The 15,714-nt window shown below is 47.6% G+C and carries 16 protein-coding genes, 1 tRNA gene, 2 pseudogenes and 14 other annotated features; of the genes and pseudogenes, 13 read left to right on the top strand and 6 right to left on the bottom strand.

Annotated elements, in window-relative coordinates:
- Nucleotides 1-81: 81 nt before the first annotated feature.
- Nucleotides 82-1,420, bottom strand: a protein-coding gene (locus STM0564; protein NP_459556.1) for a putative oxidoreductase. Within the gene, nt 82-1,407 belong to an annotated coding region; the region does not span the whole gene.
- Nucleotides 1,415-1,420, bottom strand: a ribosome-binding site (putative RBS for STM0564; RegulonDB:STMS1H000893). Its footprint overlaps the gene before it by 6 nt.
- 191 nt (nt 1,421-1,611) lie before the next feature.
- Nucleotides 1,612-1,617 (top strand) — a ribosome-binding site (putative RBS for STM0563; RegulonDB:STMS1H000892).
- Here STM0564 and STM0563 point away from each other — a divergent pair.
- Nucleotides 1,612-2,477, top strand: a protein-coding gene (locus tag STM0563) for a putative transcriptional regulator (AraC/XylS family) (protein ID NP_459555.1). Within the gene, nt 1,623-2,477 belong to an annotated coding region; the region does not span the whole gene. Its footprint overlaps the feature before it by 6 nt.
- A 50-nt stretch (nt 2,478-2,527) precedes the next feature.
- Here STM0563 and STM0562 read toward each other — a convergent pair.
- Nucleotides 2,528-2,712 (bottom strand): putative transport protein gene (locus tag STM0562; RefSeq protein ID NP_447013.1). Within the gene, nt 2,528-2,707 belong to an annotated coding region; the region does not span the whole gene.
- Nucleotides 2,707-2,712: a ribosome-binding site (putative RBS for STM0562; RegulonDB:STMS1H000891), on the bottom strand. Its footprint overlaps the gene before it by 6 nt.
- Nucleotides 2,713-2,810: 98 nt before the next feature.
- Nucleotides 2,811-2,816 (top strand) — a ribosome-binding site (putative RBS for STM0561; RegulonDB:STMS1H000890).
- Between STM0562 and STM0561 the strand changes: the two genes are divergently transcribed.
- The 8 genes and pseudogenes from STM0561 to STM0554 all read left to right on the top strand — a co-directional run bounded on the left by STM0561 (nt 2,811) and on the right by STM0554 (nt 8,142).
- Nucleotides 2,811-3,145 (top strand): sensor protein gene (locus tag STM0561; RefSeq protein ID NP_459553.1). Within the gene, nt 2,816-3,145 belong to an annotated coding region; the region does not span the whole gene. It overlaps the preceding feature by 6 nt.
- Nucleotides 3,146-3,344: 199 nt before the next feature.
- Nucleotides 3,345-3,590: pseudogene (locus STM0560) on the top strand (pseudogene; in-frame stop following codon 56).
- Nucleotides 3,591-4,012: 422 nt separating this feature from the next.
- Nucleotides 4,013-4,375, top strand: coding sequence for a putative glycosyl translocase (gene rfbI, locus STM0559; RefSeq protein NP_459552.1), 363 nt, complete (start codon nt 4,013-4,015; stop codon nt 4,373-4,375).
- Nucleotides 4,360-4,365: a ribosome-binding site (putative RBS for yfdH; RegulonDB:STMS1H000888), on the top strand. Its footprint overlaps the gene before it by 6 nt.
- Nucleotides 4,360-5,298 (top strand): putative glycosyltransferase gene (gene yfdH / locus STM0558; protein ID NP_459551.1). Within the gene, nt 4,372-5,298 belong to an annotated coding region; the region does not span the whole gene. The genes rfbI and yfdH overlap by 16 nt, the downstream gene beginning before the upstream one ends.
- On the top strand, nt 5,279-6,931 hold the full coding sequence (locus tag STM0557; protein NP_459550.1) for a putative inner membrane protein: 1,653 nt from the start codon (nt 5,279-5,281) through the stop codon (nt 6,929-6,931). Before yfdH ends, STM0557 begins: the two co-directional genes overlap by 20 nt.
- Nucleotides 6,932-7,310: 379 nt before the next feature.
- Nucleotides 7,311-7,316, top strand: a ribosome-binding site (putative RBS for STM0556; RegulonDB:STMS1H000887).
- Nucleotides 7,311-7,536 (top strand): putative transposase gene (locus STM0556; RefSeq protein ID NP_447008.1). Within the gene, nt 7,318-7,536 belong to an annotated coding region; the region does not span the whole gene. Its footprint overlaps the feature before it by 6 nt.
- A gap of 34 nt (nt 7,537-7,570) precedes the next feature.
- A pseudogene (locus STM0555) lies at nt 7,571-7,985 on the top strand (pseudogene; frameshift relative to E. coli IS3 putative transposase (GB:AAC75150.1)).
- Nucleotides 7,941-7,946: a ribosome-binding site (putative RBS for STM0554; RegulonDB:STMS1H000885), on the top strand. It overlaps the preceding pseudogene by 6 nt.
- The gene (locus STM0554) for a homology to integrase protein of phage (RefSeq protein NP_459548.1) occupies nt 7,941-8,142 on the top strand. Within the gene, nt 7,954-8,142 belong to an annotated coding region; the region does not span the whole gene. The pseudogene STM0555 and the gene STM0554 overlap by 45 nt, the downstream one beginning before the upstream one ends.
- Here the strand turns inward: STM0554 and argU are convergent.
- A tRNA-Arg gene (gene argU / locus STM0553) sits at nt 8,095-8,168 on the bottom strand. The genes STM0554 and argU overlap by 48 nt on opposite strands.
- 258 nt (nt 8,169-8,426) lie before the next feature.
- Nucleotides 8,427-8,432, top strand: a ribosome-binding site (putative RBS for fimW; RegulonDB:STMS1H000883).
- Between argU and fimW the strand changes: the two genes are divergently transcribed.
- From fimW to fimZ, 4 genes are all read left to right on the top strand, one after another.
- The gene (gene fimW / locus STM0552; RefSeq protein ID NP_459547.1) for a putative fimbrial protein occupies nt 8,427-9,029 on the top strand. Within the gene, nt 8,433-9,029 belong to an annotated coding region; the region does not span the whole gene. (Overlaps the previous feature by 6 nt.)
- Nucleotides 9,030-9,182: 153 nt before the next feature.
- Nucleotides 9,183-9,188 (top strand) — a ribosome-binding site (putative RBS for STM0551; RegulonDB:STMS1H000882).
- Nucleotides 9,183-9,502, top strand: a protein-coding gene (locus STM0551) for a putative diguanylate cyclase/phosphodiesterase domain 0 (RefSeq protein NP_459546.1). Within the gene, nt 9,191-9,502 belong to an annotated coding region; the region does not span the whole gene. Its footprint overlaps the feature before it by 6 nt.
- Before the next feature lie 12 nt (nt 9,503-9,514).
- Nucleotides 9,515-9,520, top strand: a ribosome-binding site (putative RBS for fimY; RegulonDB:STMS1H000881).
- Nucleotides 9,515-10,243 (top strand): putative regulatory protein gene (fimY, locus tag STM0550; protein NP_459545.1). Within the gene, nt 9,521-10,243 belong to an annotated coding region; the region does not span the whole gene. Its footprint overlaps the feature before it by 6 nt.
- A 590-nt stretch (nt 10,244-10,833) precedes the next feature.
- Nucleotides 10,834-10,839: a ribosome-binding site (putative RBS for fimZ; RegulonDB:STMS1H000880), on the top strand.
- Nucleotides 10,834-11,479 (top strand): fimbrial protein Z gene (fimZ, locus tag STM0549; RefSeq protein ID NP_459544.1). Within the gene, nt 10,847-11,479 belong to an annotated coding region; the region does not span the whole gene. It overlaps the preceding feature by 6 nt.
- A gap of 45 nt (nt 11,480-11,524) precedes the next feature.
- On the opposite strand, the gene fimF is transcribed toward fimZ, so the two are convergent.
- From fimF to fimD, 3 genes are all read right to left on the bottom strand, one after another.
- Nucleotides 11,525-12,054, bottom strand: a protein-coding gene (gene fimF / locus STM0548) for a putative fimbrial protein (RefSeq protein ID NP_459543.1). Within the gene, nt 11,525-12,043 belong to an annotated coding region; the region does not span the whole gene.
- Nucleotides 12,049-12,054: a ribosome-binding site (putative RBS for fimF; RegulonDB:STMS1H000879), on the bottom strand. Its footprint overlaps the gene before it by 6 nt.
- Nucleotides 12,053-13,074, bottom strand: a protein-coding gene (gene fimH / locus STM0547) for a minor fimbrial subunit (protein ID NP_459542.1). Within the gene, nt 12,053-13,060 belong to an annotated coding region; the region does not span the whole gene. Before fimH ends, fimF begins: the two co-directional genes overlap by 2 nt.
- Nucleotides 13,069-13,074 (bottom strand) — a ribosome-binding site (putative RBS for fimH; RegulonDB:STMS1H000878). (Overlaps the previous gene by 6 nt.)
- Nucleotides 13,075-15,699, bottom strand: a protein-coding gene (gene fimD, locus STM0546) for an outer membrane usher protein (RefSeq protein ID NP_459541.1). Within the gene, nt 13,075-15,687 belong to an annotated coding region; the region does not span the whole gene.
- Nucleotides 15,694-15,699 (bottom strand) — a ribosome-binding site (putative RBS for fimD; RegulonDB:STMS1H000877). It overlaps the preceding gene by 6 nt.
- Nucleotides 15,700-15,714: the final 15 nt, after the last annotated feature.

Here is a 15,714-nt window from a genome sequence, read left to right as displayed (position 1 = left end):
CCAGCATATTTGTCCTGGCGTATTTTTATGGTCTGACAGGCAAAAAAAAGCCCTGATTAACAGGGCTATATTATTTATGTTTTACTTAATGAGAGAGAAGAGATCGTTTAAAGACTCACTCATTGTAGGATGGGTAAATATCTGGTCGCGTAACACCGTATAAGGTAAATCTGCATCCATAACGGTTTTAACGATATTAATCATTTCATGAGAATCGACGCATAACAATGACACCCCTACAATACGCTGCGTATTCACGTCCACTACCGCTTTTAGTACGCCACGAGTATCGTTCATAACACGGGCGCGAGGGATCGCCGCCACCGGTAATGTCACCACCTGCACCGTTGCGCCGCTTGCCCGCGCTTGTTCTTCCGTCAGCCCGACACGAGAGAGCGGCGGCGTCATAAAGACGGAATACGGAACATTCTGGCGATCGCGGGTACTGCGTTTGCCATCTCCCAATAACCCGTCGCGTACAATACGAAAATCATCCAGTGAAATATAGGTAAACTGCAACCCACCGGTAACGTCGCCCATCGCCCAGATATTGTCCGCCGTGGTACGCAGGTAATCATCCACGATAATCCCGCCGCGTTCGTTCACCGCCACGCCGGCGTTCTGCAACTGTAAGCCAGCCGTCGCCGGTTTTCGCCCCGACGCCACCAGCAGGGCATCCACAAGATGCGCGCCTTCCGGCGTTTCTACTTGTACCGCGCCCTCCTTTGAGGATACGGCCTGTACGTTGGCGTTTAAAATCAGCTCGACGCCCTTTTCCTGTAAAATACGGGTAATTGCCTGCGCGATATCCCGATCTTCACGAGGCAGGAATTGCGGCGCTGCTTCAAAGATAGTGACCTTCGTACCAAAGTTGGCGAACATTGAGGCAAATTCAAGGCCAATATAACCACCGCCTAAAATCCCCAGCCGCGCCGGACGCTGGCTCAGGCTGAGTAGCCCGGTGCTATCGAACACCCCTGCCGTCGTTGTTAAGCCCGTAATAGCCGGGATCACCGACTCTGCGCCAGTATTAATAAAGATCTTTTCTCCCCGTAACACCCGCTCGCCGTCCGCCTGAAATACCCGTAAGGTATGGTTATCAATAAACTCCGCCCTTCCCTCAATCACATCGACATTGTCCAGGTCGGCAAGATTATGAAAATTTTTGTCGCGTAAAAAATTTACGACCGCCGCTTTACGTTGCATGGCGACAGAAAAATCGCCCTCACGTTCCGCATCATGCACCAGCGTTTTCGTTGGAATACAGCCAATGTTGATGCAGGTTCCGCCGAACATACTGGCGGACTGTTCGATAATCGCCACGCGCCATCCCGTCTTCGCCAGAGTTGCCGCCAACGTTTTTCCTGCCTTGCCAAAACCAATAATGAGCGCCTGATACTGTGTCATCTTCTTTCTCCGCCAAATCACCATCTGTTTGTCAGGACAAGTATAAATAACGTCAAAAAAGACAGGGTTATCCGCAACGCGCCATTTTTTGTCTTATCGTCTAAATTGGTGGTTAGCAAAAACAAGGGTAGAAATGACATTGAGTCCGAAATATAGTGAACAGATACAGAAATGGTTATCTCTAGTTTTGAAAATAAATCTGTTCTGGAGTCTATATGGATGCGCTTAGTCGGCTATTGACGCTTAACGCCCCTCAGGGCTCAATCGACAAGAATTGCCCGTTAGGCGGCGACTGGCAGTTGCCGCACGCCGCTGGCGAACTATCGGTGATTCGCTGGCATACCGTTACGCAGGGCGAAGCGCAACTGGAAATGCCTACCGGCGACGCCATGACGCTTACGCCGGGAAAGGTGGTGATTCTGCCGCAAAACTCCGCCCACCGTTTGCGCCAGTCTGGCGAATCACCGACACATATCGTCTGCGGTAGTCTACGTCTGCACACGACGTCACGTTATTTCCTTACCGCGTTGCCGGAAGTGTTATGTCTTGCCCCGCCGCCGCATAGCCCCGCCAGTATCTGGATTAACGCCACCATTTTGCTGTTACAGCAGGAGTCAGAACGCCATTTACCTGGCGCTGATGTCTTATACAGTCAGCAGTGCGCCACGCTGTTTACCCTCGCCGTTCGCGACTGGCTATCGCAGGCTGGCACGGCGAAAAGCGTGCTCAATTTATTACTGCATCCCCGGCTGGGCCGCGTGATCCTTCACATGCTGGAAACACCGGCGCATCCCTGGACGGTCGAAACGCTGGCGCAACGGGTACACATGTCGCGGGCGAGCTTCGCCCAGCTATTTCGCGACGTGTCCGCTACAACGCCCTTAGCCGTGTTAACAACGCTGCGCCTGCAAATCGCCGCCCAGACCCTGTCGCGTGAAGTGCTGCCGGTGATGGTGATTGCCGAGTCGGTAGGTTATGCGAGCGAATCTTCTTTTCACAAAGCTTTTGTCCGTGAATTCGGTTGTACACCAGGCGAGTACCGCAAACGGGTCAGCGCGCTCGGACGATAAACGTACGCTGAACCCGCCTGCAGTTTGACGCCGCAGGCGGGGTGCACACGTTATGCCGCAAGGCGACGATGCCTGCGCAGCCACATCAGCTTGTAGGCTGCCGGAATGATGAACAGCGACAGCAATGGCGCGGTAATACGGCTCATCACCTCAGAACCCGCGCCGGTCCCCCATAAAACAGGTAGCAGACCGGCGATAATCACCGCTACCGTCATGGCTTTTGGCCGCACCCGGAGCACCGCCCCGTGGTAAAGCGCCTCATCGAGTTTTTCTGCCGAAAAGGTGTTGGGAGCTTGCGCTTTGAAGGCCGCGCCTGCTGAATCACCGGCGATCCCATCATGCTGCGCAGAGCGATCAGTAATTTACTCTCTAATACGATGCGCTATACGCCGCCGGGTAAAACCATTACTCTTCGGATAAAAGAAGCGGACGACCAGATACATATTATTGTTGAAAACCCCGGTACGCCAATCGCGCCGGAACATTTGCCGCTCCTTTTCGATCGTTTTTATCGCGTTGATCCCTCCCGCCAGCGTAAAGGGGAAGGCAGCGGTATAGGCCTGGCAATTGTAAAATCCATCGTCACTGCGCACCGGGGAAAAATTTCTGTCACCTCCGATACACGCGCTACTCGTTTTATTTTGACATTCCCCAAACACCTCCGTTGAACTGTAGCGATAGTGAAAGGCGCTATCACTAGCCAGCAAAATAATCTGATATAATCGTCATTATCCCGTCACGCGCCAGGCCCAACAACTGTTTTATTATTTCTCTTATTAACCCACACCGGAGAAATAAGATGAATAAGTTTACATCCCTTTTAGCTGTCGTTTTTTTATTTCAGCTGGCGTAAACACCGCAGAGAAAATGGAATCCCGCCAATTATCCGCCACAGCACATGAGATGATGAATAACGGTGACGCCTTCGCGCATCAGCAAATGGCTCAGACACAGAAACCCAGCGCCCCGGCTACTGTGGAAAATGCGACATCCTTTTCTGAAATGGACGACTATGAAAAAGCAATGGTCATCCATTAATCGATGAATAATGCCCATTCTTTCTCCCACGAGATCCAGGCTGAGGAGCACCATAAACAGATTAAACGCAATTAGTTATTTGCATATTAGCGTCACGTACTGCGGATGGCGCAACGTCGCCGCCGCAGAAGCTTACGGATTAACGTAATTTTGAGAGGTTAAATGGCGCGCCGTGCAGGATTCGAACCTGCGACCCACGGCTTAGATGTTCCTGGAACTACCTGAGCTAACAACAAGTTATCCCATTACTACGGCGCTCACTCGCCCCATCTTCGAAAAACATGCAAAGCCTTGCAAGCCGATGCAAAGCTTTGTGTGTCCCGTTTTTGTCCCAAACTACTTAGCAATCAGTAGCCCCAATTGATCGGTAACAACGATCAATTAATAAGATAACAATAACTTTAAACTATTGAATACCACATTATTGATCGTTTATATCGATCAAAGCAATTTGTAGTGCTACACTCCAGACCTTTCCGAATCCGCTGATTTTCATAATGTTGAAGTTATTCGCTAAGTACACATCGATCGGTGTTCTTAACACGCTTATTCATTGGGGCGTATTTGCTTTTTGTGTGTATGGGATGCATACGCATCAGGCGTTGGCGAACTTTTCCGGTTTTGTTATCGCCGTATCGTTCAGCTTCTATGCCAATGCGCGCTTCACCTTTAACGCCAGCACCACCACGCTTCGCTACATGATGTACGTGGGATTTATGGGAACACTGAGCGCCGTTGTTGGCTGGATGGCTGACAAATGTTCCCTGCCGCCACTCCTTACTCTTGTCACCTTTTCAGCTATCAGCCTGATATGCGGATTCATTTATTCAAAGTTCATTGTCTTTAGGGATGCGAAATGAAAATCTCGTTAGTCGTTCCGGTCTTCAATGAAGAAGCCACGATACCTATTTTCTATAAAACGGTTCGCGAGTTTGAAGAGCTAAAACCGTATGAAGTTGAGATTGTTTTCATCAACGATGGAAGCAAAGATGCGACTGAATCAATAATTAACAAAATAGCTGCATCTGATCCGCTCGTTATTCCGCTTTCGTTTACGCGAAACTTCGGTAAAGAACCTGCTCTTTTCGCGGGTCTCGACCATGCAACCGGGGATGCGGTCATTCCTATTGATGTCGATTTACAGGATCCGATAGAAGTAATCCCCCATCTCATTGAGAAGTGGCAGGCTGGCGCGGATATGGTGCTGGCTAAGCGCTCAGACCGCTCAACTGACGGGCGCATGAAGCGTAAGACAGCTGAATGGTTTTATAAGCTGCATAATAAAATCAGCAATCCGAAAATTGAAGAGAACGTTGGCGACTTTCGGTTAATGAGTCGTGAGGTTGTCGAAAATATTAAACAGATGCCAGAACGTAATCTGTTTATGAAAGGCGTTCTGTCATGGGTGGGCGGCAAGACTGATGTAGTTGAATACGCCCGCGCTGAGCGTGTTGCCGGCGATTCAAAATTCAATGGCTGGAAATTATGGAATCTGGCGCTGGAAGGAATAACTTCTTTCTCAACATTTCCGCTCCGCATATGGACTTACATTGGATTGTTTATTGCAGGTATGTCATTCCTTTACGGTGCATGGATGATTATTGATAAATTAATATTTGGAAATAATGTTCCTGGCTACCCGTCTCTTCTTGTTTCTGTACTTTTTCTGGGTGGCGTTCAATTGATAGGAATAGGTATTCTTGGGGAATATATTGGCAGGATTTACATAGAAACAAAAAAAAGGCCTAAGTACATAATTAAGAATGAGAAGAAAAATGGTTAACAATAGATTAAAAATGGTAATCGCTATCCTTATAGTTTTCTCGTTGGTGTATTCAATAGGATTTATCACACCAATGAACTCTGATGACTATACTTATGCCCTAAGAGAGCTTTCGCTTTCTAGCGTAAAAATGCACTATTTGGGATGGAGCGGAAGGGTTGTGTCAGATACGATCAGCACATCTCTATTAAAGTTTTTCTCCCCGCATATTTACAATGCAATAAACTCAGCAGCGCTAACATTAATGGTGTTGTGCTGGACAATGATCCCAGCTACATTAACAAAGTCGTCACCGTCCCCATATGTGATGATTTTCTTATTTTTCTTATACTTCGTTGCAAATCCAGCCCTCGGTCAAACTAACTTCTGGCTTGTTGGGTCAGCAAATTACTTATGGACCAACATGTTCATTGCCATTTATATACTAATTTCTATATATTTAAGCAATGGTAAAAAATCCAATTTAATACTCTTTGTATATGCCATATCATCGATATTTGCAGGTTGCTCAAATGAAAATACATCTCTTGTAGTTGTATTAATTTCTGTAGCATATTTCTTTATAATGAATAGAAATAAATATTTACTGATTGGCGTATTCGGATCTGCAATAGGCGCGGGGGTTCTCCTGCTGGCTCCGGGAAACCTATCCCGTGCGTCTACAATACAAGACTGGTACAATCAACCACTTGCATGGAGGGTTCTTGAGCACTTTTCAGAAAGGCTGCCATCAGCAATGGGGGCATATTGGCAGGTCTATATTGCATTTATAATACTACTAATCTCTGTAGTGTTATCAAGGAATAGTAGCAGCAAACTTATGTTTGGAAGCTTTTTATTCATGCTGGGTGCAATTGCTGCAAATGTTGCGTTCCTTGCATCTCCTGCAATGCCCAGCAGGGCTCTCAATGGAGCACTCTGCTTTATGATTCTTTCGATTTCCTTTGTTGCTCATTCTGCATTTACGAAATTTAACAAGGCTTCCATTTATTTATCTGTTACTACATATGCAATGGCTTTTTTATATTTCATCCCATCATACATCCTCTATTACTCATCAATTAAATCAATAAGCAAACAAACGGAGATTAGGGAAGAAATAATAGACAGGGCGAAACATAACAAACAAGATCAAGCGATAATTCCTGATTATTACTTTCCACCGGTACTGCATGCAGGCCCAAGTCTTGATACGTTTAACAGTGAAGCAATGTCTAGATACTACGGGATTGATTTGAAAATAACTGCTCCAGGATTTTTCGACTATTCACGAGCCTTTAATTTCAAGCCTCTTAATATTAACGCAAAAATATGTAACAACGTTTATATAAAATCATTATGGATATATAAACAGCAAATGGGCATTAAAACCTTTGTAATATTTGAGTTTAATAAAAATCCTGCTGATTCTCTTGATGAGAATACAGCGATGTTCATTAGCTTTAAAACAAAGGATGGAAAAATTATAAATGCAGATGTCGACAAGAAGACATTCCAAATAGACGGAAGATGGCTTTCCGGGCGGGCGATTAACGGCATAGATTCAAATGAATTAGAATCAATTACATCTGGGACATGGGACGTTAGAACAGGGGCGAGGACAAATGAGAATATTACGGAAATAATTAAATAACATTCATGTATAATTAATGTTCCCCGCCACCAATGGGTAACGGGCGGCGGGGATTCCTACATATCGTATGTCACAAATGCCCCATCAGGTTTCTTAGCAAGAAGTCGCAATGCACCATCAGTCCCAAAAAAGAACCCAACGGAGCCATAGTGCATTAATCCAGACTCCGGCAACTGACCAATACACGCAAGGATACGCATGTGCCCAAAGCCCATCCGGTTCAACTCCACCACAGATGCAGGAACACCGTCTTTTAGTGCGGATAAACTGCCCCCTACTGGTTTCACTACCGGGTAAAGGAACCTGACAATCTGCGGTCAATGTGAATCGCCACAGGTTTAACAGACACCTCAGAGCCATTTAAGATGACTTAAAGAGAGGTGCCTATGAGCGGTAAACGTTATCCCGAAGAGTTTAAAATTGAAGCGGTAAGACAGGTCGTTGAGCGTGGCCATTCTGTTTCCAGCGCCGCAACACATCTCGATATTACTACCCACAGTCTTTACGCCAGGATAAAGAAGTACGGGTCGAACTCCTCCACCAATAAAGAAATAAAGAGCAGTCAGATGATCAGACCGGAATCCGCCGACTCCCGAAAGAGTTGAAGCGGGTTACTGACGAGCGGGACATATAAAAAAAAGCCGCAATAGATTCAATTGGTCACTGCAACCATGAATGACAAAAGATAGAGTCCTGAATGCGCTTCTGATGGCCGTGTGGCGACGTAATCACCCGCTATGAATGGCAGTCGCTCCTGAAACCGCACGGACTGGAGAGCAGAATGAGCCGTCGTGGCAACTGTCATGACAATGCGGTTGCAGAAAGCTTTTTCCAGCTACTGAAGCGTGAACGGATAAAGGAAAAGATCTACGGAACGAGAGACGAAGCCAGAAGCGATATTTTTGATTACATAGAAATGTTTTATAACAGTAGACGCCGGCATGGTTCGAGCGAGCAGATGCCACCGGCTGAATATGAAAACCTATATCATCAACGACTCAGAAGTGTCCAGGTTATCCGTGGTGATTCACAGATATGCTCACCTTGCACCTAATCATTTAACGGAACACGCGAGGAAAATAGACGACATTTTTGGTGATGATGTCCCAAATATGTCCCATATGGAAAATAAGGAGGAAATAAAGAAGCGTAACACGTTGATTTATAAGTGGCGCGCCCTGCAGGATTCGAACCTGCGACCCACGGCTTAGAAGGCCGTTGCTCTATCCAACTGAGCTAAGGGCGCCTTGTGAAGTGAAGACTTCGTGTAGACGAAACGCGAGAATTATACGGTCAGGCACTCCTGAGTCAATGGCTTTTGTTCTGGTTGCTGACTAAGTGTACGAATATCGTCTTTTCTGGCGCAATGCCAGGTTCCAGGAAATCGCCTGGACACATCTCAGCACGCATAAAGTGGGAATTAAGGCCGCCAGTATTTAGAAAATCAATCAGTTTCTTTAATATTTCACCATGATTCACCTGCCGTGTAGGATATTTTTTTATGCTGCGTATCGCTATTAAGGAACAAAACAGTCACTTTGAGCATGGGTTGAAAATCATCATGACGCGTCTGGCGAATCAATGGCAGCAGAAAATTGACTTTCTGCCGCCAGAAGAGATAGATAATGCCGATATCGCTTTCCTGGCCCTGGATGATGATTGGTTCAGCGCTGGCTGTTATCAGATACCTATGCATACCCAACATCAGCTACGGGCGATTATTTGTAATAAATGCGATAAAGAAAAGCTCATGTTCAGACCATGTCTGTATATGCTGCCGCATATTTATCGGGAAGATGATGTTGAAGAAATTACCCGGAAAATGATATTGATCTTACATAAACGAGCGCTTCGACATAGCGTCCCTTCTGGCATTTGCCACTACTGCACGACTCGTCATTTTTCAGTAACAGAACGTCACCTGTTAAAACTGATCGCCAGCGGTTATCATTTAAGCGAAACGGCCGCTTTACTTTCACTTTCTGAAGAGCAGACAAAGTCACTCCGCCGGAGCATTATGCGAAAATTACATGTTAAAACGGAGCAGCAGTTTTTAAAATATATTAGAGTTAACCTTCATTTCTTACTCAGTAAGTAAACTCACTTAACTTTTTACAAGGCTTACGAAATATCTCACCAATAATTAAGTAACGATACCTACAGGCATTTTTTTAACGCTGCCACAATGATGCCCATAATATCCTGATAGATTCAGGGGTCGAAAATATATGGCTGCATCATAAATGCCTGGAGGAGTGTTTGGTGGCACAGGGTATTTTGTTAAAGGAAAGGATAAATCCCCCACACCTGGCGTCTTCGCCCACACGTCATTCATATCTCAACAGCGAATTGTTAAAATCTGAGCCAATCGTTAATCTCTCAACTGCGCAATTAATCGGCTATGAGGTCCTGACGCAACTTCCGTCAGAACATGATAGCGAAGTTTTTTTTCAGCAGTTAATGCTGATGGAAGGCATTGAAACATCAGAGCAACGAAGCATTGCTTTTTACGCTGGTGCAACGATGGAACAAGGTTATTTATGGCCAGCCATATTACCAGATATATATTAGAGCAATGGAAAAAGCAGGATGCGCAGCGTACCACGCAGGGAAAGACACCGCCGTTTAAGAAATGCTAAAGACTGCGCCTGCCGTTATCACTCTCCAACGCCGCAGATATTTGATCGCCTTGAGTTACTGAACCAACAGCTCAATTATGCCTTGCCGGTTGGTATCATTTCTCAGGCAATAATTACAACTGACAACTACCTCGGCTATTCATTGAGTCACTACTTATTTTCCGGAAAACGTACCGCAGCATTCCGCTCATTAGATGACATTTCTTTGTGGATTGAAAAGGGGTCGCTCAGACAACTGATTGTAGATATGGAGGCGCTACCTGTCTCCTGTATTGAGGCGCTTAACCAGCTACGCGCGCTCAGTTGGCAACAAAGCGATATCCAGATTTACCTGCTGGTATCAGATAAAACCTCCGCTATAACACAGTTTATCCGTATGGCTGGGCGTTTTTTTGTCCTGTCGCGACGACAAAATCTGGCCTCAGTACGCGAAGCCTTGTTATCAGCCTCCAAACCTCGCTTATCGGAAAGCTTTAGCCGTACTGACTGGTTGATGATTGAAACTTTAGCGCAAGGCGCCTCTTTAAAAGAAATAGCACGTCAGCAAAGCGTACCTTATCATCGTGTAGTTTACCGGCTTAAACAACTTATCACCCTCCTTAACCTTCCCCACAGGCAAAGCTTTCTTCGGCTGATCCAGCAGCTAAACGTTACTTTCCACGACATTTTTTAACGAAGTAACGTTTTGGTGAATAAGATTTTTTAAGAAATTACTTATTTTCACTTCCATTAAATGTAAATATTTCACATAAAATTAATATTTACAACTCGTCCTGGTAAGCGATAAAAATTTTTTTCTTACATCGTCCCCTGTTCCTCCTCGTTTTTCGAGGTCTCCAGCGTCAACATCTTTCTGTTATTACATAACAAATACTAAACAATTAGTCTTTCATATTATTTTTATACTTAAAAACAACAGTTTAAACTACTCAATGTCAACTCTAAAGAAAATAGCTCCACCACGAACAAATTTTCTATAACGTCACAGAATATCCTACCCGCTATCCATAATTCGCATTTCGCAAGACTTTTCCGAGAAATCAGACCAGGTATAATCCATATTGTTTTTACTTAATCAGAAATTTCTTTTTTGTTGGTGCGAAATGGATATTCCACATATTTATTACTCTTACGCAAAATAGCCAGTCAACAGGGAGGTCTCATTCTTTATTATTGCTCCACTGTGTGGTGTGTAGATCTGGCTATTTCACAATCTTTAAGGTGTCTGACGCTTATTATAAAACGAAGGACGCATAACAGTCTGAGGCATACAACAATGAAACCTGCATCTGTTATCATTATGGACGAACACCCTATTGTAAGAATGTCGATCGAAGTTTTACTCGGTAAAAATAGCAATATTCAGGTTGTCCTGAAAACGGATGATAGCCGAACAGCGATAGAGTATCTGCGCACTTATCCTGTTGACCTTGTCATTCTGGATATTGAATTACCGGGCACCGACGGCTTTACCTTACTTAAACGAATCAAATCTATCCAGGAACATACCCGGATACTTTTTTTATCGTCGAAATCAGAGGCTTTTTATGCCGGAAGAGCAATAAGAGCGGGCGCAAACGGATTTGTAAGTAAACGCAAAGACCTCAATGATATTTATAATGCGGTAAAAATGATTTTATCCGGCTATTCTTTTTTCCCATCTGAGACGCTTAATTTCATCAGTAATACCCGTACCCCCAAAGGCGGGCACCATGATATGCCACTATCTAACCGCGAAGTTACCGTGCTGCGCTATCTGGCCAATGGAATGTCTAACAAAGAAATTGCCGAGCAACTTTTATTGAGTAACAAGACTATCAGCGCGCATAAGGCCAATATATTTTCTAAACTTGGCCTTCACTCTATCGTTGAGCTTATCGATTACGCCAAATCACACGAATTATTGTAAATGTACTCCCGGCGAATTATCGTTCGGGAGCCACAATAACGGACACTAATTGTAATTGATCAGGAAGGTCGCATCCGCGTTAGCAAGTCCGGGCTGCACGCCATCGGCTAAGGCGATATAGTTCGCATAGAATTTCAGGGTAGCATTGCCGTTGTTGTCAATATCGACGGCCTTGCTGGCCTGTTCAAGTGGCAATCGACGTTGATCGCCATCGCGAATTTCAATCGCCAGTTTTTGCGCCATTGCCGTATCAGCAAGCGCCAGTAATGCCGTGCCGGGCGCTGGCGTCCCGGAAAACGTTATAGACGCCGACCCCGGCGGGCAACCTTCAAGTTTTAGGCTAAAGGCTACCGGTTGCGTAGCGTCACCGGCGGCGTGAAGCTGTTTTGTCGGCCAGGTGCCGAGGTTAACCGACTTGTTACTGTCGCCCGCCACCACGGCGCAGGTAAAATCCACCACGTTACCGCGCAGTTCAATATTCACTTCGCCCAGAGATGAGTTGGCCTGACTCAGCGGGCTGAACAAAACACAACCGATAGCGATGAAAACGCGCCGAAGGATCATTATGCCTCCTTAATCATAATCGACTCGTAGATAGCCGCGCGCAGTAAACGGCCCTTCCGCCGGTTTAATCCCCGTCACGCTGATTGGCCAGGCGCGAATACCTACGCGAGCGGCGGCGTTATCATCAAGATGAAACGGAATTTTACTCGACAAATTATTGGGTGTAAGCGGCGTACCGTTGCTATTAGCAACCACAAAGCCTAAATCCGGATTATCGGACACCATCGCCTGCCCTGAGGCCTTTTCGGCTTCAAGCCGCATCGATAAATAGGCCTGCGCCGCGACGTTGGTACATTTGATAGCAATGGTTTTCGTTTGCGGCGTGACGCCTTGCGGACGATTACCCGCCCCCGCCTGACTAAATAACGACGCGCCGATATCGCCGAAATCAAACTCCACGACCTGTCCGGCATTCACTTCACAGTTTTGCGGCACTTCCACTTTGCCGCTGTAGCTAATGGTATATACCGGCGTGCTCAACGCGTCGCCGGTAGAGGTCGTCACATAGACGGTAAACATTGTCTGGCGAGGGATCGTCACCATATTAATAAAAGGCCGTATCACTTTTAATTTAAAAACCAGCTTTGAGTCCTGCACGCCAAACGGCTTTTGCTGCGACACGTTATAGTCGACGCCCATGAGAATATAGTTACGGGGCGGATAAAATACGCCAGCGACACTATCGGTGATGCTCATCGCGCCCAGAAGGTAGTCATTCAACTTGAGGTATTTAAAATTTCCTTCGGTACTTTGTACCGGTAATTCTGATACATAGCTTCGGTAGGTATAATTCACCGTTGTCCCCGCCGGGCACGTCGCGTTTACGCCGACCCAACCTGATTTTTCCGGCAGCGTCACCACCTGTCCCGGCTGATTATTGCCGCTGGTGAAAACATCTGACAGGTCGTAAAAGATATCGGTCGCCGTCCCGTTTGAATTACGGCAAACCGTCGCCAGCGCGGGATGGGTGAAAAAGAGCGCGGTCCCCGCCAGCAATAGCGCTGAGTATATTTTCATCTCTATTTTTCCTTTTATGACGCCGGACGGATACAGGTTGCGCTGGCTATCGTAATCGCCTGCTTCAGGCTATCCTCCGCCAGGGCGTAAGGGGCGATACAACGCGCGTTTTTCCCCTCTCCCCACTGGATGAACAGTTCACCTTTTAGCGGCAAGCCGCTCAGATAAATTTGCCCATCATCGCCGACCATACTGGTAATGCCGCTGGCGGTTTCTCGTACTATCGCGCCAAACGGTAACGGACGTCCGCCAAGCCTCGCGGTAATGATTGCCCTTACGCCTATCCGCGTATCAAAAGCGGCCCGCACCAGCGCGCCCTCTGTCGGCACTACGCTGCTGACGTTATTTTCGACATCGGTATGGTTGTCCATCGTGTTGGTATCTAACGCGACGCGGTTATAGCGATATACCGTGGCGTAGGGCATTACCGCATAGCCCCGCCAGTCCGTTTTCACGCCGGTCTGGTTTTCGATGCGCACGCCTTTCGCTCCCGGCGCTTTAATCAAGACATTGGTATCGCCCAACGGTTGGCTAAACGTAATACCATCCGCATGACCGACCACGCCGCCGGAAAGTTGCCAGTTATAGTCATGCTGATCGCGATCGTAGTTATATCCCACGCCCAGCGTGCCATACGTCGCCTGCCAGCTAGCGCTGGCGCTGCCGCTATAACCATTGCTACTGCTACGCCCTTGCGTCACGCTGTAGCTCAGATTACGTCCTTCCAGAAGTGTGCCGCCCACGCCGGTCTGCCAGCTATTGTCGCCGTCGCGGTTGCGGTTGGCGTTAAACGTGGCATAAGTACGATCAAGAATAGTGTCGCGCGCATAACGCCGTCCGGTCAGAACGCTAAACGGAACGGACATATTGAATGCCAGAATGCGGTCGGCGCCTGAGCTCCCCACCGACTCGCTCCACGACCATGACAGCGAATAACTTATGCCTTGCCATCCACTGGCGTATCCCAGTTGATACCAGGTATTGGTATCCGCCGTATTCCAGTAATTTTGTTGACTGCCGGAAAGATACAGTGACCCGTAATCCCCCAGATTTTGCGAAATATTGACCTGAAAGCGGCCTTTTTTGCTGTAGCGGAGATTGTGGTAGCTCTGCGCCACCGGCACTTTATGGCGGCGTCCGTCGCTATCGTATTCGTAGTCGTACCCTTCCATACTGCGATATGCCACATCATCCAGGGTGTAAAATCCGCGCGTGGAATAGCGGTAACCCAGCAATTGAAAATTAGTCCCGTAATTATTCAGCGATTTGGCGTACAGAAAACGCAACGATTGCCCCTGATGGGTGCTGTCATCTGCCAGTTGGCTACGCGCATGTGTGACATCAACCGACACGGCTCCCCAGTCGCCCAAATTTCGCCCCGCCCCGACCACCACGGCACGGTAACGATCGGCAAGTTGCGTACCGCCGTAAGCCGTCAGCCCCGCAGGCAGGCCGGCAATCACCGTTCCCTGGAAAAAGAATGGCGAAGACTGCTGACTATTGCCGCTGCGAAAATCCCCGGCCACCAGGTCATACTTCACCCTGCCCTCACGCTGCAATAGCGGAACGGTAGAGTAAGGCACCGTGTAACGTTGTTGGCTACCGTCTTTTTCATCTACCGTCACCTCAAGGTCGCCGCTGGAAGAGGTAGGATTAAGATCGGTAATCGCAAACGCGCCCGGCGACACATAGCTTTGGTAGATAACATACCCGTTCTGTCGTATCGTCAGCTTTGCCGCCGTCCGGGCGATTCCTCTAACCGTGGGGGCGTAGCCCTGCAGGCTATCGGGATACATATTGTCAGAAGAGTACAGCCGCGCTCCGCGAAAGCCGACGCTGTCGAAAACATCGTTCCCGGTATTGCTGTCCCCCATGACCAGTTCGCTTTTTAGCGGAATGATGGCGCGCTGTACCCAGGTGCCAATGTTGTTCCAGCGTTGCGAATGATAGCCGTCCCCTTTCGAATAGTTCCAGGCTCCGTTATTACGCAACCGCCAGGGGCCATAGTTCAAGCCACTCAGCAGACTCAAAAAATAGCTATCGCTGTCTGTTCCGCGGCTACCGGTAAAACTGTAATTAATGAGTGCGGCGGGTATCCCTTCATCCCACTCTTCCGGCGGGATATAGCCACGCGCGCTGTTGAGCAATGACGCCTGCGGCAAGCTAATGTTTAAGCGCATCGACGCGAAATCGAACGCGACCTCCGCGCCCGGGATTTTCTCAGGAAGGTGAATACACGTGGTATCGACGCCTTTATCTGAGACAGGGAACGCCGCGGTATTCACGCCCAGCCGTTTAATCCACTCCGGTGTAAAACAAGGCATCAGGCCGCCGGATTTATCGCCGGTGCCCACGGCGCCCGCCTCAAAACGAATATCCTGCGTCGCTACGAATTCGTCGTTACGCCAGATATCCACCCGGTAAATACCGGGAGGCTGATGATTACCTTTTTCAAAGCGAGATAAATCCGCCACGGACGCGGTATCCGCCGACAAAAACGCAGGGTTGAAATAACTTTCGCCGCGGCTCGTCAGCGGACACAGCGCCGCCAGCACCGACAGCGCCACGCTGCTTAACGGTGATACATAGCCGGGAAATCGCCCTGCAAACCAGGTTGTCTTCTTCATCGTGTTCTCGTGTGGCTTCACGCTCTC

It is taken from the genome of Salmonella enterica subsp. enterica serovar Typhimurium str. LT2 (assembly GCF_000006945.2).
Lineage (GTDB): Bacteria > Pseudomonadota > Gammaproteobacteria > Enterobacterales > Enterobacteriaceae > Salmonella > Salmonella enterica.
Note: the sequence above shows the minus strand (reverse complement) of the source record. Positions and strands in the feature narration are given on the sequence as shown.